12 protein-coding genes are annotated in these 18,772 nt (G+C 61.5%); 5 read left to right on the top strand and 7 right to left on the bottom strand.

Features of this window, described 5'->3' with window-relative positions; all coding sequences use genetic code 11:
- Together H4684_RS03210 and H4684_RS03205 are read left to right on the top strand one after the other, a co-directional pair.
- Nucleotides 1-2,508: a sensor domain-containing diguanylate cyclase gene (locus H4684_RS03210; RefSeq protein ID WP_192622801.1), complete on the top strand. Its 2,508-nt coding sequence runs from the start codon at nt 1-3 to the stop codon at nt 2,506-2,508.
- A gap of 21 nt (nt 2,509-2,529) precedes the next feature.
- Nucleotides 2,530-5,511, top strand: a complete 2,982-nt coding sequence (locus H4684_RS03205; protein ID WP_192622800.1) for an AIR synthase-related protein — start codon at nt 2,530-2,532, stop codon at nt 5,509-5,511.
- A gap of 122 nt (nt 5,512-5,633) precedes the next feature.
- Here H4684_RS03205 and H4684_RS21105 read toward each other — a convergent pair whose 3' ends face one another.
- The 7 genes from H4684_RS21105 to H4684_RS03170 all read right to left on the bottom strand — a co-directional run bounded on the left by H4684_RS21105 (nt 5,634) and on the right by H4684_RS03170 (nt 14,346).
- Nucleotides 5,634-7,004 (bottom strand): glycosyltransferase family 4 protein, encoded by a 1,371-nt coding sequence (locus H4684_RS21105; protein WP_192622799.1) that lies wholly within the window; start codon nt 7,002-7,004, stop codon nt 5,634-5,636.
- A gap of 142 nt (nt 7,005-7,146) precedes the next feature.
- Entirely contained in the window at nt 7,147-8,568 is a 1,422-nt protein-coding gene (gene pyk, locus H4684_RS03195) for a pyruvate kinase (protein WP_192622798.1), read from the bottom strand.
- A gap of 31 nt (nt 8,569-8,599) precedes the next feature.
- Entirely contained in the window at nt 8,600-10,432 is a 1,833-nt protein-coding gene (locus H4684_RS03190) for a UbiD family decarboxylase (RefSeq protein WP_192622797.1), read from the bottom strand.
- Nucleotides 10,433-10,559: 127 nt separating this feature from the next.
- Entirely contained in the window at nt 10,560-10,955 is a 396-nt protein-coding gene (locus tag H4684_RS03185) for an FxsA family protein (protein ID WP_192622796.1), read from the bottom strand.
- On the bottom strand, nt 10,955-12,190 hold the full coding sequence (gene serB, locus H4684_RS03180) for a phosphoserine phosphatase SerB (RefSeq protein ID WP_092189668.1): 1,236 nt from the start codon (nt 12,188-12,190) through the stop codon (nt 10,955-10,957). The genes H4684_RS03185 and serB overlap by 1 nt, the downstream gene beginning before the upstream one ends.
- Before the next feature lie 4 nt (nt 12,191-12,194).
- Nucleotides 12,195-13,040 carry a DNA polymerase III subunit delta' gene (locus H4684_RS03175; protein WP_192622795.1) on the bottom strand — a complete coding sequence of 282 codons (846 nt, stop codon included), beginning with the start codon at nt 13,038-13,040 and terminating at the stop codon, nt 12,195-12,197.
- 31 nt (nt 13,041-13,071) lie between these two features.
- On the bottom strand, nt 13,072-14,346 hold the full coding sequence (locus H4684_RS03170) for an adenylosuccinate synthase (RefSeq protein ID WP_192622794.1): 1,275 nt from the start codon (nt 14,344-14,346) through the stop codon (nt 13,072-13,074).
- A 271-nt stretch (nt 14,347-14,617) separates the two neighbouring features.
- On the opposite strand from H4684_RS03170, the gene H4684_RS03165 reads away from it, so the two are divergent.
- The 3 genes from H4684_RS03165 to plsY all read left to right on the top strand — a co-directional run bounded on the left by H4684_RS03165 (nt 14,618) and on the right by plsY (nt 18,668).
- Nucleotides 14,618-15,892 (top strand): IMP cyclohydrolase, encoded by a 1,275-nt coding sequence (locus H4684_RS03165; protein WP_192622793.1) that lies wholly within the window; start codon nt 14,618-14,620, stop codon nt 15,890-15,892.
- A 69-nt stretch (nt 15,893-15,961) separates the two neighbouring features.
- Nucleotides 15,962-18,004 (top strand): ribonuclease catalytic domain-containing protein, encoded by a 2,043-nt coding sequence (locus H4684_RS03160; protein WP_192622792.1) that lies wholly within the window; start codon nt 15,962-15,964, stop codon nt 18,002-18,004.
- 79 nt (nt 18,005-18,083) lie between these two features.
- The gene (gene plsY, locus H4684_RS03155; RefSeq protein ID WP_192622791.1) at nt 18,084-18,668 is read left to right on the top strand and encodes a glycerol-3-phosphate 1-O-acyltransferase PlsY; all 585 of its coding nucleotides are present in this window, start codon (nt 18,084-18,086) and stop codon (nt 18,666-18,668) included.
- Nucleotides 18,669-18,772: the final 104 nt, after the last annotated feature.

Below are 18,772 nucleotides of genomic sequence, written 5' to 3'. Positions count from 1 at the left end.
ATGCCAAACCAGGATCGCCTTCCCCCTCGCAACCTCGCGACCTCGTTGCGTGCAAGCCTGAAAGCGACCTTTTCGCCGGCCACGGCCCAGCTCCTCCAGGAGGCGGTCAAATCCGAGCCGAACTTCGGTGTCATCGCCTCCATACTGCGGCTTGATCCGGCCTTGGCCACGGCCATCCTTTCCCTCGTCAACTCGCCCTATTATGGACAGACCAGCAAGATTTCCGACGTGCAGCGGGCGGCGATCATCCTTGGCGACAACGAGATCCTGCGCATCGCCCTGTCCCTGTCCCTGCAGAAAAACCTGAACTCGATTCTGGAAAAAAACGGTTTCGACACCTTCGCCAACTGGCGCATCATCATCTGGGCGGCACTCGGAGCGCAGCTCATCGCCCAGCGTCTGGCCCCGGAAGAAGCGGAAACCGCCTACATCTGCGCCCTGGTCAAGGACCTATCCCTGCTTCTCTACGCCGCCAATTTTCCCGAACATCTCCTGCCGCATCTCAAGCGGCCGGACTTCGTCAACACCGGCCCGACCTTCATGTCCTGGCAGGACCATCTTCCGGAGGATCACTCCACCCTGACCGCAGAACTGCTCACGCAGTGGAATTTCCCCGAACCCATGATCGCGGCCATCACCGCGCACCACGACCTGGAACATGTCTTCGACTACCCGCCCCTGACCCAGGCGGTCATTCTCGGAACCAGATGGGCGGAAGCGGAATTTCGCACCGACCCGGCCCCGGACAGCTTGAACCAGCTCAGCTTTCTTCTGGCCAAGGCAGGCGCCCTGCCTCCCGAAGGCATGGACGGGCTGCGTCGGCAATGCGCGACTCTTTTTTCGGAACTGTCCGAGGCCATGAACGTCAAGGATCTTGATCCGGAAGACAGGCTTTACGCCCACTCCCTTCAATCCATCCAGGATTTTCACCACCAGGCCAAGGAAGTCGAGGGCCTGACCGGCGGCAATGCGGCCATCGCGGCCTGCATCGGCAGGCATCTGCGCTGGAACTGGGACTGTCGCAAAGCCGAGATCATCCTGCACGCGCCCGCCAACACGTACTGGGAACGATTTGTCCTGAACAATGCCGGAGTGCACGGGCCCGACATCGCCCCATCCCTTGAAAAACTCAGGATATTTTCCGAAGACGCCTACCCACTGGAAGCCGAGGGGCAAACGGTCGGAGAGCTGCACCTGAACGACGCCAACGAATCAAGCCGGACCAGGGCCGAAGCCACGCTCTACACGCGCCTCCTGGCCCGGGGCATCCGGCGTCAGGCGCGCACCGTCGGCCAGCTTGAGATCAAGGCCGAGCTGCTTGACATTCTTCCCACCGGAGTTGCGCTGCTCAACGCACAGGGGCGCATCTTGCGGGCCAATCCCACCTTTACCGAATTTCTCGACGGCGCGGAGCAGCTCGAAGACCGACTGGCGCAGGGCAAGGACGCGGAGCAGGCCCGGCAAGCCATGCAAGGCTGGCGCAACTTCCTGAGCAACTCATCCCAGGGAGGCCATTGCTCCATCCATTGCCCGCTTGGTCCCGGCAAGGAGCCCGCGACCTCGTCCTTCTCCCTGGCCGGTTACAAAATCAGCCACGGCTCGCAAACGAACATTCTGGCCATGGTCCAGGATCTGGCGGAAATCCGGGTGCTCGAATTCGAGGCCCTGCACCAACGGGACTTCCTGAACACCCTGCTCGGGTCCATGCAGGACCTGGTCCTGACCACGGACAAAGTCGGGACCATCACCTTTGCCTCCGGTCGCCACGGCTCGTTCCTGACCGGCCGCAACCTCTTCCACCTGACCCGCCCCATGAACGCGCAGGAAGAAGCCTGGGACATGGAATTTCTGGAGCAGAGCCAGGCGGCGGTGGAAGTGCAGATCGTCCTTGACGACGAACACTTGCAGCTTGAGCTCGTCTTTTCACGCTTTTCGTTCGGAACCGACCATGGACTGATTGTCGGCCGCAACATTTCGGCCATCAGAAGATTGGAGCGCAAGATCCGGGAACAGGCTCTTTTCGATTCCCTGACCCAGGTTTTCAACCGGCATCACCTCCAGCCGCTTCTCGACCGGGAAATGTCCCGCGCCAAGCGCACTGGATCCTCGCTCGGACTGATCTTTTTCGACATCGACAAGTTCAAGCTCTTCAACGACACCCATGGTCACCACGGGGGCGACAAGGCCTTGAAAGAGCTGGGGCAGCTCCTGCGACGCATCCTGCGCAAGGGGCTGGATTTTCCCTGCCGCTTCGGAGGAGACGAATTCGTTGTCATCTCCAGCAACTCCACCGTCGAAAACCTGCTGACGATCGCAGAAAGAATTCAGAAAGAATTCAGCATATTGCACCAAAATCAGGTTACCTTGAGCATTGGCATGAGCATGCTCGAACCCGAGGATACCTCGCAATCCCTGCTTGAACGCTGCGACAAAGCCAATTATCAAGCCAAGGCTCAGGGCGGAAACACCATCGTGCACCTGCAGCCAACCAGTACCTCTGAACCATAAGCGCCACCTTAGGAGAACAACATGCCGATCCGAGTCGAAGTGGCTCTGCGCAAGGCAGTTACCGATACCCAGGGCAACAAGACCGCCCACAAGATCAAAAACGAGCTCGGCCTGACCGTGGATCAGGTCCGGATAATCCGGATCTACACCGTCGACGGACTGAGCCAGGCCCAGGTGGATCAGGCCATCGAGGCCGGAGCCCTGCATGACCCGGTCCTGCATACGGCCCAGACCGCTCCGGCGGCCACGGATTTCGACTGGATCATCGAGGTCGGCTTCCGCCCCGGCGTGACCGACAACGAGGGCCGCACCGCTCGCGAAACCCTGCGCACAGTGCTTGGGGAACGCAACGCGGACATCGCGGTCTACACATCCACCCAGTACCTGATCAGCGGCGACCTGAGCCCGGCCCAGGTGGAGCACATCGCCAAGGACCTTCTGGCCAACGAGCTGATCCAGCGCTTCCAGATCGTGGACAGGGACACCTGGACCACAAGCCCCGGCTTTCCGGCGCGCACTGCGGCGGTCACGGGCGAAGCCTCGAGCACCGTCGATATCGTGGATTTGAGCAGCATGGATGACGCCGCGCTCATGAAGCTCAGCCGCGAAAACATCCTGGCCCTGAATCTTGAAGAAATGCGCTGCATCCGCGACTACTATGCGAGCCCCGAGGTCGTCGCCCACCGCAAGGCCAAAAATCTCCCCGCCGCACCCACGGACGCGGAACTCGAATGCCTGGCGCAGACCTGGTCCGAGCACTGCAAGCACAAGATCTTCAGCTCCCGCATCAGCTACGAGAATCTTGAAAACGGCACCAAGGCTGAAATCAACAGCCTCTACAAGACCTACATCCAGGGCAGCACCAAGCAGTTGCGCCAGCGCATGGGCAAGGACGACTTCTGCCTGTCCGTGTTCAAGGACAATGCCGGCGTGATCCGCTTCAGCGAAGACATAAACGTCTGCATCAAGGTCGAAACCCACAACAGCCCCTCTGCCCTGGACCCATACGGCGGAGCCCTTACCGGCATCGTCGGCGTGAACCGTGACCCCATGGGCACCGGCATGGGCGCGAACCTGCTCTGCAACACCAACGTGTTCTGCTTCGCCTCGCCCTTTCACGACGACGAACTGCCGCCCCGCCTGCTGCACCCGCGCCGCGTTTTCGAGGGCGTGCGGGAAGGCGTCGAACACGGCGGCAACAAGTCCGGCATCCCCACGGTCAACGGAGCCATCGTCTTTCACGAACGCTTCCTGGGCAAGCCGCTGGTATTCTGCGGCACCATCGGCACCATGCCCGCCACCGTGGCCGGACATCCCAGCTACGAAAAGAAGGCCCTGCCCGGCGATCGCATCATCATGACCGGCGGCCGCATCGGCAAGGACGGCATCCACGGCGCGACCTTCTCGTCCGAAGAGCTGCACGAGGGCTCTCCGGCCACGGCCGTCCAGATCGGCGACCCCATCACCCAGCGCCGCATGTACGACTTTTTGATGCGCGCCCGCGATCTGGGCCTCTACAACGCCATCACCGACAACGGCGCCGGAGGACTGAGCTCCTCGGTCGGCGAAATGGCCCAGGACTGCGGCGGCTGCGACATGGACCTGGCCAAGGCCCCGCTCAAGTACGACGGCCTGCGCCCCTGGGAGATCCTGGTCTCCGAAGCCCAGGAGCGCATGACCTTGGCCGTGCCCCCGTCCAAACTTCAGGCCTTCATGGAGTTGGCGGAAGAAATGAACGTCGAGGCCTCGGATCTGGGCTGCTTCACGGACTCGGGCTACCTGCATGTGCGCTACAATGACAGGATCGTGACCGACCTCGACATGCAGTTCCTGCATGACGGCTGCCCGCAGATGAAGCTCCGCGCCGCCTGGCGGCAACCGCAGGTCTGCTGTGGCTGCGAAACGCCGCATCCCAAGGTAACGGACCATCAGGACTTTCTGCAAACCATGCTCGGCCGCCTGAACATCTGCTCCCGCGAGTATGTCATCCGCCAGTACGACCACGAGGTACAGGGTGGAAGCGTGATCAAGCCCCTCATTGGAGCCCGGAACGACGGTCCGGCCGACGCCGCCGTGATCCGTCCCCAGCTCGGCAGCGACAAGGCCCTGGTCGTGGCCAACGGCATCTGCCCGAAACTGAGCGATCTCGATACGTACTGGATGATGGCGGGCGCCATCGATGAAGCCGTGCGCAACGCCGTGGCCACCGGCGGCGACATCCGCCACATGGCCGGCGTGGACAACTTCTGCTGGTGCGACCCGGTCCAGTCCGAAAAGACCCCGGACGGCGAATACAAACTGGCCCAGCTGGTCCGCGCCAATCAGGCCCTGGCCCATTTCTGCCTCGCCTACGGAGTGCCCTGCATTTCCGGCAAGGACTCCATGAAGAACGACTACACCGGCGGCGGAACCAAGATCTCCATCCCGCCCACGGTCCTCTTCTCGGTCATGGGCGTGATTAACGACTGCAACAGGACCATGACCTCCGACTTCAAGCGTCCGGACGAAAACGTCTACGTGCTCGGCCTGACCAAAAACGAACTGGGTGGCTCGGAATATGCCGACGCCCTGGGTGTGTGCGGATCGGTGCCGCAGGTCGACGCGGTTTCCGCGCGCATCCGCTACGAGCGCATGCACGAAGCCATCACCACCGGCCTTGTCAGCGCGGCCCACGACGTCTCCGACGGCGGACTGGCCGTGGCTGTGGCCGAAATGGCTCTGGCCGGACGGATCGGTGCGGACATCGACGTGGACAAGATCCCGGCCCTTGATTGCCCGCTGCCCGAACAGCGCCTCTACAGCGAATCCGCCAGCCGCTTCGTGGTCACGGTGCCGGAAGACAGGCGCGGCGCCTTCGAAGCCCTCTTCGCCGATGACTTCATGGCCGCCATCGGCCGGACCACATCCGACGAAAAGCTGACCCTGCGCGCTGGAAGCGCAATCCTGGCCAACGCTTCGGTAGAAGACCTGGCCACAGCCTGGAAAAAGACGCTGGATTTTTAAAGCTACTTCATCCCGACATGTTACCAAAAAAGGGGCGGCCTGCTGGACCGCCCCTTTTCCTTACCTTTTGCGATTTTTCACCTTGAAACCCTATTGTGCGACGCCTGCAAACACGATGCTTTTCAACCGCAGCCAAGCACATCCAAAGCATGCCGAATTCTCGTACGTGCATCTAAAGCAGGACCGCTCTCCAGCCAATTTTGCAAATAAAATGGAAAGATAATTCTACTCGACAACAGTTTGTCGTAGAATCTAAACGCGACATCCTTGTGCCCACTAAGAACCATTTCGTGCGCCAAGGAAGAAACGATTTCAAATACGTTTCCCCAAAACGGATGCCTAAGCCTGCCTGGATCAAATCCCTGCTCCGTGAGGACAAGTTTTGAAAAAAACGGAGCCAACTCACACAAGCTGCGTCCTTGCCGATGATACATGGCCAAAGTCATCATACGTGACTCCATGATTGGAAGCTCCTTCGACAAGCATGCACCACAAGACTCGTGAGCACAGGACTTTGAAACTATCTCTGCGTACAGTTGCTCATAGTGCCACACTGAATTTTTAATATCGAGCACGTCCAGCGCTTTTCTGCGCGCCGCCAGACGCATGACTTCGTCTTCGCCACGAGCGTTCAGGGCCTCCAGAATGGCAGGAACAATTCCTTCCGGCCGCGAGCAGTCAACCACATATCCATCTTTCAGATGCTCAACGAACTCGGCGGCTCCACCATCGTGAGACACTATAGGCAGGCACCCGCACGCCATCGCCTCGGCCGCAACCAGACCAAAAGAGTCTCCTTTGGACAGCAGAAGCATGAAATCGGCATTGGCGTAAAGTTCTTCCATGTCCGCTCGCACCCCGAGATATTTCATGGCGGAAAAATTTTCGCCGTAGGCCGTGTCCTGGCCCGGGCCGACCATCCAAAACTCGAGATTGCCATTATGCGCGAAGATGCGAGGAGCGAGATTTTCCAGATTCGCGTGCATCACCTTGTCACGCCGGGCTGGCTGCATCACAACAATCTTTTCCGGATAGCGTCTTATCCGCGCAGGAACGAATTTCTGCGTGTCTACACCGTTATATATAACGCTGGTTTTGCTGGCATTCAGCTGAGCCCTCTGAACCGTTCGGGATACACAAACCGTATGGCACACATTTCGATGCATCATCCCAGGCTCAATATTGTGCATAACCTCAATCACCACTTTTTTTCCGGCTATCTCTGCGGCGGAACAGATAACAGGATCATAGCTCCCATTGAATTGTATGATATCGACATGTCTAAAAATGTCGGGAAGATTTTCCAGCGCGATATCAAGGGAAAGATGTATTCTCCCTGGGGAGACTCTTTCGAACAAACCATCCTTCTTGGTATCGATAAAGACGTACAAAACAGAAAAAGTGCCTCTGTCTAAATATTGCAAAAGATACTCATCCATCCTGGCTATGCCATTGCCAACACCCTGGCTATAGCTGCAGATCGCGATTCTCACAGAAGCCTCCTTTTTCAAAACCAAGCGATGCAAAAAAAAATATGCCGCACGACCGTCACGCGGTCATGCGGCATACCTCGCAGACAAGTTTACGTCAAAAACATGGTCGTTTGATGGCGGAGCGCTCTCTAACTGCTCCAAGCTACTTATAATACACCTTGATCTCGTTGGTCATGACCGTACCCATGCCCGGGGTGGCCTGGCCGCTGGCGATGATCACGTTCTCGCCGGGCCTGAAACCCGCGTACTCCTGCACGAACTTTTCCGCTCTCTTCTGGTGACTGCGGGGCTCGAGCGGGCTTTCCACCGGGGTGATGGCCCAGAAGAAGTTCATCCAGCGCATGATGCGCGCGTCCGTGGTCATGGCGTAGATGGGTTGCGCCGGACGGCGGGAGCTGATGTACCGGGCCGTGGCGCCCGTGGTCGAATGGCAGACCAGGGCCACGCTGTCGGCGTTGTCGGCCATGAGGCAGGCGGAGTAGGCCAGGAACTTGGGCGGATTCTTTTCGGCCTTGGGCATGTAGGGGCCGCCCAGGCGCTCCAGGTAATATGGCTCGGAATACTGCGCGATCTCGTTGATGAAGCGCACGGCATCGACGGGATAGCTGCCGATGGCCGTCTCTTCGGAGAGCATGACGCAGTCCGCGCCGTCGATCATGGCGTTGGAGACGTCCGTCGATTCAGCGCGCGTGGGGATGGGATTCTTGACCATGGACAAGAGCATCTGGGTCGCGACGATGGCCGGCTTCTGGGCATGCCGGCAGGAGCGCAGGATCTTTTTCTGGATGATGGGCAGCTCGGCCGGGCTGCATTCGAGGCCCAGGTCGCCGCGCGCGACCATGATGGCGTCGGCCACTTCCAGGATGGAGTCGAGCTTGTCCACGGCGTTCTTGCGCTCGACCTTGGCCACCACGGGAATCCAGGTCCCGTGCCGCGCGATCTCGGCCTTGATGTCCTCGATGTCCTCCTTACTCTGCACGAAGGACAGGGCCACGGCGTCGATGCCGATATCGAGTCCCTGGTGCAGATCGCGGCGGTCCTTGTCAGTCATGGCCGCCACCTTGAGCGTCTTGCCGGGAAAGGCGATGCCCTTGTTGGAGGTCAGGATGCCGCCGTTCAGGGCCTCCATCAGGACCAGTCGGTCGCGCTCGATGACCTTCACGACCTTGAACTGCAGCATGCCGTCGGACAGGGACACGGGCATGTCCGCCTCCAGGCCTTCCAGAAGCTCCGGCACATCGAGGCTTATGAAGATGTCGCTTTCGGTCGTCGCCGCCATGGATGGCCCGCCAAGGCATACATAGGCCCCTTTGCGGATCTGCAGGGGCGAGCCCTTGACCTCGCCGATGCGGATCTTGGGACCGCACAGGTCTCCCATGACTGTAAGCGGGATGCCGGTCTCCTTCTCGACCTGCCTGATCTTCTGAATGACCGGCCCGAAATACTCCGCGTCGGCATGGGAAAAATTGAGACGGAAGACCCGCACGCCAAGCAGGACCATTTCCTTCATGACGTTCTGATCCATGGAAGCCGGGCCCAGAGTGGCCACTATCTTTGTACGCATGTGCATGTCCCCGCTGGTGTTGATTGGGTGATTAGATGATTCCATACAGGGGTCTGCCGGGCAGGGCAAGTTCGTCCACTCTTTTTTCGATTTCCGCCACACTGACCAGCGCCGGGGCGTGATAGGTCTTGAGCCGGGCGTCGACGACCATGCTCGTGCATCCCCAATGCTTGCAGTGCGTGAATCCGTTCAGCCCGTAGGTGTCCGTGGCCGGGTCCGAGCGGGTGAAGGTCACCCACAGGAAATTGTCCCAGGAATCCGCCGTGAACTCGGCGTCATCGGCGACAACGATGAGCGGAAAACCGCGCAGGTCGGCTTTTGCCAGAACCTGACACAGATTTTCCATGGCCGGGTCGTGGGTGTCGCGCGGCTGGGCGTGGGCCGGACCGGAAAGGACCAGCATGCCCGGAGCAAAAAAACGCGGATTGGAAAACCCGTCCGGCAGGATCAGGGCGGGCAAGGCCGTGCCCAGTTCGCGTTTGGGACTTCCGGCGGCCGTCCAGAGCACCTTGGAGCCCTGATTGAGGCTGATGCCGGAATAATCGAGCGTGTCCATGGTCGTGCGGGTGATGAAATGCAGATCCCGCGACAGATCGAGGCGTTCGAGCACATGCCCGAGGAATCGGGGCACATCGTGGCAGGACAGGTCCGGGTCGTCCTCGCGGGCGGCGAGGATGACGTACTTGGAGAGGGAGGTCTGGGTCGTGCCCAGCAGTGACAGCCCGTTGGTGATGAGCTCCTGAGGCTGGCGCTCGCCCGCATAAGGCACATAGCGCTCGCTGCCCACGGCCAAGAGGAGCGGATGCACTCCGGCCGCGTCCACGGCGTGAACCTCGTGCACGCCTCCGAAAACCTGCGGCACCAGCTCGGCGGTCAGTTCATGGATGAACGCCCCGAACATGGTGTCCTCCTGGGGCGGGCGGCCCACCGTGGTGAAAGGCCAGACGGCGCCTTCGCGGTGCAGCACCTCGGAAACCTGCATGACCGGAAAATCGTGCGCCAGGCTGTAGTAGCCGAGATGGTCCCCGAAGGGGCCTTCGGGCTTCTGCACGCCGGGGTCGATGTATCCACGGATGCAGAAATCCGCCTCAGCCGGGATCGGCAGTTCCCCGGGCCGCTTGACCATGGGCACGCGATGCCCGCCCAGCGCACCGGCAAAGAGCATCTCGGCGATGCCCTCGGGCAGGGGCATGATGGCGGCCAGCGTCATGGCCGGAGGTCCTCCGACGAAAATGTTCACGGGCAGGCGGGTCTTGCGCGCGATGGCTTCGGCGTGATGATACCCTATGCCGCGATGGATCTGGTAGTGCAGGCCCACTTCCCGGTCCTTTTCAAACTCGTTGCCCGAGAGCTGAATGCGGTACATGCCAAGATTCGAGCCCATGTATCCGGGCTTTGAAGGGCTCTCGGAATAGACCAGCGGCAGGGTCACGTAGGCCCCGCCGTCCATGGGCCAGGAAACGAGCTGCGGGAGCTGCGAAATGCTGGTGGTGTGGGCCATGATCGGGCCGTCGCTGACGGTCTTGGGCAGGGTGTGCCAGGCGCCAAGGGCCAGCCCTGGCCAGAGCGCGGGCTTTTTCAGGACGAGGGCCGGATCGGCCTTGGCCGAAAGCATGGCCTCCACGCGGCGCAGGGTGGCGCGGAAAATGAATTTTGTCCGCGCCAATGTGCCGAAAATATTGGCGGCCATGGGAAATTTGGTGCCCCTGACGTTGGTGAAGAGCAGTGCCGGTCCACCGGCCTGAAAGACCCTGCGCTGGATGGCTCCGGCCGCGATATAGGGGTCGATGGGCTCATCGATGCGTACCAGCTGTTTGGTCCGCTCCAGATCGTCGAGGCAGGATTTGAGATTGCGGTAGATCATGGTGTGCTCCGGGGTCTGGGGCTTTGTAGGCTTTTTTGGTGGACGCTACGGACGGAATGGGCGGAATGGACTGGATGAACTACGCAGAGCTTGCGCCTGTGGGGCGCGTTCCGCCGGGGGCTGGCCTTTATCTGTGGAACGTTATGTGTACGTTGGGATTTTGCCGCCATTCGTCGAACTTCTTGCGCAGCCACTTTTTGAACAGGTTGCGCGTTGCCGGCAGAAGGATGAGCAGGCCTGCGATGTCGGTCAGGAAGCCCGGCGTCAGGAGTACCATTCCGGCCAGAAAGATGAGCACGCCGTCGAGGAGTTCTTCGGCGGGCATGAAGCCCTGGTCCAGATTCTCGCGGATGCGCATCATGGTCGACAGCCCCTGCATGCGCGCCAGATGCGCTCCGGCCAGGGCCGTCAATATGACCAGGGCGATGGTCGGGAAGGCCCCGATGGAGCTGCCGACGGTGACCAGCACGTAAATCTCGGCCACCGGCACCAGCACAAAGAGCAAAAACAGCTTTCCGAACATTATCCCTCCCTTCCGGCCAGTTGATCCAGGGTTTCGCGGTCCCGCAGGCCCAGAAAATAGAGCACGCCGTCAAGACCCACGTTGGAAATGGCCTGCCCCGCGCCCTGACGGACCACGGGCTTGGCGTGAAAGGCGATGCCGAGCCCGGCCACGTCGAGCATGGGCAGATCGTTGGCCCCGTCGCCCACGGCAATGACCTGAGACAGGGAGATATGCTCCTCGGCGGCGATGGACTTCAGCAACCGGGCCTTGCCCGCGCCGTCGACGATCTCGCCCACCAGTCCGCCGGTCAGGACCCCGTCCTTTATCTCAAGCTCGTTGGCGTGCACGTAGTCGATGCCGAGTTGCTCCTGCAGACGGTGCCCGAAATAATTGAAACCGCCGGACAGGATGGCGATGGTGTAGCCAAGGCTCTTCAGGGTGCGAATGAGTCTTTCCGCGCCCTCGGTCATGGGCAGGGTCGCGGCGACATCCTGCAGCACGGTTTCGGGCAGGCCCTTGAGCAGGCTCACGCGCTTGCGCAGGCTCTGGGAAAAGTCCAGCTCCCCGCGCATGGCCGCCTCGGTGATGGCCGCGACCTCCTCGCCCACTCCGGCCCGCTTGGCCAGCTCGTCGATGACCTCGGCCTGGATCAGGGTCGAATCCATGTCGAAACAGACCAGCCGACGAATGCGACGGAAGGCGTTGTCTTCCTGAAAGCCGATGTCGATGCCCTGTTCCCGGGAGAGGTCCAGAAAAGCGGCGCGCATGCCGGAGATGTCTTCCGGAGTACCGCGCACGGAAAATTCGAGGCAGGACCGGGGCATGGCCGGCGGATTGGCCAGGGATCTGCGACCCGAAAGGCGGGTGATGCAGTCGATGCTCAGTCCGTGCGAGGTGATCACCTCGGCCATGGCCGCCAGATTGGCCGCCGTTATGGTGCGCCCGAGCACGGTCACGATATGCCGCTTGCGGCCCTGCACGCCGACCCAGCGTTCGTAATCGTCCTCGGTCACGGGGGAAAACTTGAGGTGCAGACCCTGGTTGTGGGCCCAGTAGAGGAGGTCCTTCAAAATGGGCGAGGATTCGTTCTCGCGCGGCACCTCGATGAGCACGCCAAGGGAGAGGTCGTCGTGAATGACGGACTGGCTGATGTCGAGGATGGTCACCCCGGACTCGGCCAGCTGCCCCATGATCCCGGCCAGAAGACCGTCCCGGTCAGTGCCGGCGATTTGTATGAGAATGATTTCGCGCATCTTCTTATTTGTGCAGGAGGTTCCACATGCGTATGGCGACCCACTCCAGCACCACGGCTGGATTGGCCCCCACTTCCAGACTTTCGAGGGCATTCTCGATGATGACGCCCACCTGACGCACCGCGACCACATCCAGCCTCGCGGCCAGGAGGCGTGCCAGCTCGGTCAGGGGGTTGCCGTACCCGGCCTGGACCAGGCTGCGCTGGACCTCGCGCAAAATGGAGTCGGCCATCCGCGCGTCCACGCTGCCCTTGCGCCCCGTCCATTCGAGCCAGGCGCCCTTGCCGCTCTGGATGAACTCGCACAAGGCGCGCAGGCGCTCGCCCAGATCGGGGTCTTCGAGCCCGCCTTTGGGCCAACCCAAGGTAAGCACGAAACTGCGGGACACCAGGGTCGGCAGCAAAATTTCACGGCTCGGAGCCAAAAGCACAAAGACGTTGCCCGGGCTTGGTTCCTCCAGGGACTTGAGCAGCGCATTGGCCGCGCCGTCGCCCAGGGCCTGCGCCTCGGCCAGGATGACCACGCGCGGTCCCCGACCCGCAGGCGGATCGCCGAGCACGGCGCGTACTTCGCGCACCGTGTCCACGTTGATCGAACCCTCGGCCCCGTTCAGGAGAAAAAGATCACGACAGGCGTCATCGGCGATCTGCAGGCAGATGCGGCACTTTCCACACGGAGGAGCCGCCTCGCGGCACATCAGCCGCGCGGCCCAGAAAAGCCCGAAGGCCAGACGTTCGGAAGCGTTTCCGCCTTCCAGGAGCAGTGAATTGGGCGGAGCCTGGGCGAGGCGTTCCAGAAACCCCGCGATGCGGGGCTGGGAAGAGATGATATGCTGCCAGGGTGTGGACATGATCAAAAAATGGGAGGCGAACCTCCCATTGTCAGCGCAGAATGGTCTGGTCCCGGTCCGGACCCACGGACACGATGGACACCGGAATGCCCAGGATTTCCTCGATGCGGGCGATGTAATCGCGCGTGGCCGAAGGCAGCTCGGCGAAGGTCCGACATCCGGTGATGTCTTCCGTCCAGCCGGGCATGCTCTCGTAGATCGGCTCGACATAGGCCATGCCGTTCTCTTCCTGCGGCGGATAGGCGACTTCTTCGCCCCGGTAGCGATAGGCCACGCAGAGCTTCAGTTCGTCGAGACCGCCCAGGACATCGAGCTTGGTCAGGGCGATCTCCGTGGGGCCGTTCAGGCGCTGCGATTCGCGCAGGACGACCATGTCCAGCCAGCCGCAGCGGCGCTTGCGGCCAGTGGTCGCGCCGAACTCCGCGCCCTTCTCCTGCATGTAGGCGCCAGCGCCCTCGGGCTGCTCCGTCGGAAACGGGCCCGCGCCCACGCGGGTGGTGTAGGCTTTGACGATGGCCACGATGCGGTCGAACATGCGCGGCGAACATCCTGATCCGGCCGAGGCGTTTCCGGCCACGGTGTTGGATGAGGTCACAAAGGGATAGGTGCCGTGATCGATATCAAGATGGGTGCCCTGCGCGCCCTCGAAAAGAACGCCCTGTCCGGCGGCCTCCTGGATGGCCGAGGACACGTCGCCGAGATAGGGAGTCAGACGCTTGGCCACGGGCAGGAGCTGCTCGAAAATCTTCTGCGCCGACATGGGCTCCTGGCCATAGAGGCCGGTGAGCAAGGCGTTTTTTTCCACCAGGGCTTTTTCGATCTTCTGCCTGAGCAGGGCTTCGTCCGCCAGATCCGCAGCGCGGATGCCGATGCGTGCGGCCTTGTCCTCGTAGCAGGGACCGATGCCCCGGCCCGTGGTGCCGATCTTGTCCGATCCGCTCTTGAAATTTTCCCGCGCGCTGTCGATGGCGCAATGATACGGCATGATGAGCTGGGTCTTCTTGCTGATCAAAAGCCGCTCGGGGCTGACGTCGATGCCCGACGCGGCCAGCTTGTCCATCTCAAGGCAGAACACGGAGGGGTCCAGCACAACGCCGTTGCCGATCATGCACTTCTTGCCCTGATGCAGGATGCCGGACGGAATGAGGTGCAAAATGGTCTGCTTGCCGTTGACCACCAGCGTGTGTCCGGCATTGTTTCCGCCCTGAAAGCGCACGATGGCGGCCACATCCGTGGTCAACAAATCGACTATCTTGCCCTTTCCTTCGTCGCCCCACTGGGCGCCCATGACTACGATATTCGCCATGAATCCGATCTCCTCGTCTTTGGTATATTCGCCGTCAGCGCAATGGCAAATGGCTCCCTTCTTTATGAGAAGGCTGGGGCGAAGTCAATTTACGCAATCGATTGGTCCGGAAAAACTCGAACACGACAATTCGCGCAGCCCGCGCGTCCCGCCCCAGGCCCCGGCACGGCACGGGATTTGCCGTCCATCCGGGCCTGTGCTAGGGGCACATGGATTCACACGGCCCGGACCCACGCCGGACAACGCCAAATCCTCTTTTCGGAGAATATATATGAGTGATCTCAAGAAGATGTATCATACGCTGAACCGGGACTCCTTTCCCGCCGACCTGACCTTGACCGTGGGCGAACAGACCATCCGCTACGCCAAGAAAACCTGGAACATCGGCGGCGAACAGAAAGGATTGCGCTACGGCGAAAACCCGGACCAGCCCGCGGCGCTCTATGAAGTGGTCGAGAGCTCCTTCAACATGGACGGCGTCGCCTTCCAGCAGGGACAGCACAAGCTCGTGTCGAGTCTGACCGAGGACAACCTGATCCAGTCCGGCAAACATCCGGGCAAGATCAACCTGACCGACGTGGACAACGGCATCAACATGCTCCAGTACCTCACGGCCAAGCCCGCCGCCATCATCCTCAAACACAACAATCCCTGCGGCGCGGCCTGGTCTGACGAGGGCCTGTTCACGGCCCTGACCCGCGCCTTCGCCTCCGACCGCATCGCGGCCTTCGGCGGCACCATCATCGTCAACCGCACCCTAGACAAGGACTGCGCCGAGTTCATAAGCGGAAGCTACTTCGAGGTCATCGCCGCCCCGGATTTCACGGCCGAGGCCCTGACCGTCCTGACCGCGAAAAAGAACCTGCGCATCATCGGCATCCCGGCGCTGGCCGAGCTGGAAAAAATTGTCGGCACCCCTTTTCTGGATATAAAATCCCTGGTCGACGGCGGACTCATCATCCAGGCCTCCTTCAGGAACAGAATCCTGACCGAGGACGACTTCCTGCCCGCCGAGGCGATCAAGGACGGCACCACCTACCTGGCCCGCAAGCCCAGCCGCCGCGAAGCCGAGGATCTGCTCTTCGCCTGGGCCGTGGAAGCCGGAGTGACCTCGAACTCCATCATCTTCGCCCGCGACGGGGCCACCGTGTCCATCGGCACGGGTGAACAGGACCGGGTGGGCTGCGTCGAGCTGACCATCCAGAAGGCCTACACCAAGTACGCCGACAAGCTGGCCTTCGAACGCCACGGCCTCTCCCTGTACGAGCTGAAGCAAAAAGCCCGGGCGGACCAGGAGCTGGCCTCTTCCCTGGCCGAGATTCTGGCCAGCACCGAACAGGCCAGGGGCGGCCTGCCCGGCACGGTCCTCGTCTCGGACGGATTCTTCCCCTTCCGTGACGGCGTGGATCTGGCCGTGGCCCAGGGCGTGACCGCCATCGCCCAGCCCGGCGGCTCCATCCGCGACTGGGAAATCATCCAGGCCGTGAACAGCGCCACCCCGCAGGTGGCCATGGTCTTCACCGGCCAGCGCTCCTTCAAACACTAGAACACGGCCCAAGGGCCGTTCACCCGAGCCGGCCAGGTCGGCTCACGCGCACAGCGCATAAGGCCTTTTATGTCCACCTCTCTATCCCTGCAGCCAGGGTGCATCATGGAATTCCTGCAGGACAACCAGCCCGTCACGGCCTGGGTCCTGGACGTCCAGGGGCCTCGCCTGCGGGTCTTCACCTCGGGGCAGCGCGAGCTCAAGCTCCCGCTGTCCCGCGTCCTGCCCTGGCTTGGGCCCCAATGTCCGGCGGGAAGCAGCCGTCAGGAGATGCTCGATCTGCTGCGCACGCACAACGGGCGCCGGGAACGCCTGGCGGAATCCGTCGATGCGCTGGAAATCTGGGACCTGGCCCAGGGCGAAGTGGACGAGGCGGGCATTGAATGGTTCGCAAGCCTGGTCTTCGAGGAGGCAAGCCCCGACCAGCTCGCGGCCCTCGGGCGCAAGCTGCTCCAGACCAAGACCCATTTCAAGTTCTCCCCGCCCCAGTTCGAGATCTATCCGCAGGAAACCGTGGAGCGCCGTCAGGAAGAGCTGCGCAAGGCTCAGGAGCGCGAGCGTCTGGTCGGCTTCGGGCAGGTCTTTCTGCGCGGACTGTGGGACATCTTCTGCAAGCGCAAAAGCACCCTGCCCCAGCCCGACGAGGAGCAGGCGAGCCGCATCCGCGACCTGCTCATGACCCGTCTGTGCAACCCCGACGACCGGGATTCGGACGCCCTGTGGAAGACCATGTGCCAGGGCATGCCGGAAGACCCGCACCTGCCGCTCTTTCTGGCCCAGGCCTGGGGCATCGTGCCGCCGCATTTCAATTTCCACCTCTGCCGCGCCCAATACTACTGGGAGCCGGACTGGGCCGAGGCCCACGCCGAGGCGGTCACGGCCCTGCAGGAACGGGTTCTGGCCTCGCGCACAGAGCCCATCGTCGACATCGTGACCATCGACTCCTCCAGCACCCAGGACATCGACGACGGATTCGACCTGACGCGGGATCAGGACGGGTTCAAGCTGCGTCTGGCCCTGGCCTGCCCCTGTCTTGGCTGGGAATTCGGCAGCCCCCTGGACAAAGCGGTGCTACACCGCTTCACTTCCCTCTATCTGCCCGAAGGCACCAGCCACATGCTGCCCGAGGCCCTGGGCAAGGATTTCTTCAGCCTGCGCGCCGGGCAGGAACGCCCGGCTCTGATCATTTCCTTCGATCTGGACCCGGAAGGAGCCTTGCGCTCCTTTGACCCGCAAATCGCGTGGATCAGCATCAAGGCCAACCTGACCTACACGGGTGTTGAAAACGAAATCGCGACAGCCGATCCCGGAATGCTGCACCACGCCCGCGACCTGGCCACCCTGCTGCGGCAGGCGCGCATCCGCGATCACGCCGTGATCATGGACCAGCCCGATCCGCGCATGGTCCTGTGCAAGGACCCGGTCAATCCGGAAGTCGAGGTCGTGCAGTCCGAATCCACGCCCGAAGCGCAGAAAATCGTGTCCGAGTTCATGATCCTGGCCAACAAGGCCATGGGCTCGTGGGCCCGGGAGACCGGCACCGCCCTGCTTTTCAGGACCCAGAACATCACGCTGCCCGCCGAAAGCGCCGGAGTCTGGACCGATCCCACGGACATCTACCGCATCATCAACAACATGGGCCCCTCCATCCTTGAATGCGAGCCCCGGCGTCACGCCACCATCGGGGCCAAGGCCTATGCTCCGGTGACCTCGCCGCTCAGGCGCTATTCGGACTTCATCAACATGGCCCAGATCATGGCCAGACTGACCGGGCACGGGCGCCTGCTGAACCAGGCCGAGCTCGAAAGCCTGCTCCCGCTGCTGTCCAGCAGGGCCGAACTGGTCGGACAGGTTCAGCGCATGCGCCCACGATACTGGAAATACGAATATTTCAGGCAAAATCACAAAAAGATGCGCTGGTCCGGGATCATTGTCGATCCGGGCTCGCACCTGGTGACCATCTCGCTGCCCGATCTGCAGCTCTTCCTGAAGGCTCCGCGCAAGATCTTCGGGGACAAGATCCGCCTCGGCCAGGGCTTTTCCATCAGAATCGGCAAGGTCGATCCCCTGAACAACGAGATCAAGATCGTCGAGGCCTGGGAAGAGGAATGAACTTGTACGGGCAGCCATTTTCACGTAGGGGATTTCGGCACATGCCAATCCAACTTTCCAAAGACCAAGGAGACTGCACATGGTGACAATATTCTGGCTCGCAATCAGCTATCTTCTGGGTGCCATGCCCTTCGGCCTCTTGATCTCCAGAACCTGCTGCGGCATCGACCCGCGCAGTGAGGGCAGCGGCAACATCGGGGCGACCAACGTCGGCCGCCTCTGCGGCACCAAGTACGGAGCCCTGACCCTGGCCCTGGACATGCTGAAAGGCTTTGTGCCCGTGGCCTTGGCCGCGAGCTTCTCGGATTCCTACTTTTTTCTGACGCTGGTCGCCACGGCCGCGGTCTGCGGACACATGTTCTCCGTGTTCCTGCACGGCAAGGGCGGCAAAGGCGTAGCCACCTGGGTGGGAGCCTTCGTGGCCATCTCCACCTCTGGGACGATACTCTGCGCCCTTGGATTCCTCGCGGCCCTGTACTTCTACAATTTCGTGTCCCTGGCTTCCCTGGTCATGGTCGCGCTCATGCCCGTGGTGCTGCTCTTCCAGGGCCTCTTTAGCGCCATTCCCCTGGCCCTGGTGCTCATGGCGCTGATCTTCTGGAAGCACTCCGAGAACATCCAGCGCCTCATGGCGGGCGAGGAACATCCCTGGAAAATGAAGTAACTTTCGTCTTGAATACAACGCGAAAAGCGCGGAAGCCCAAGGGTTTTCGCGCTTTTCGCTTTTCAGGGCAGATGCCTGGAGGGACGAAGGGTTCATGTCGGATG

This window comes from Desulfomicrobium macestii (assembly GCF_014873765.1).
Lineage (GTDB): Bacteria > Desulfobacterota > Desulfovibrionia > Desulfovibrionales > Desulfomicrobiaceae > Desulfomicrobium > Desulfomicrobium macestii.
Note: the sequence above shows the minus strand (reverse complement) of the source record. Positions and strands in the feature narration are given on the sequence as shown.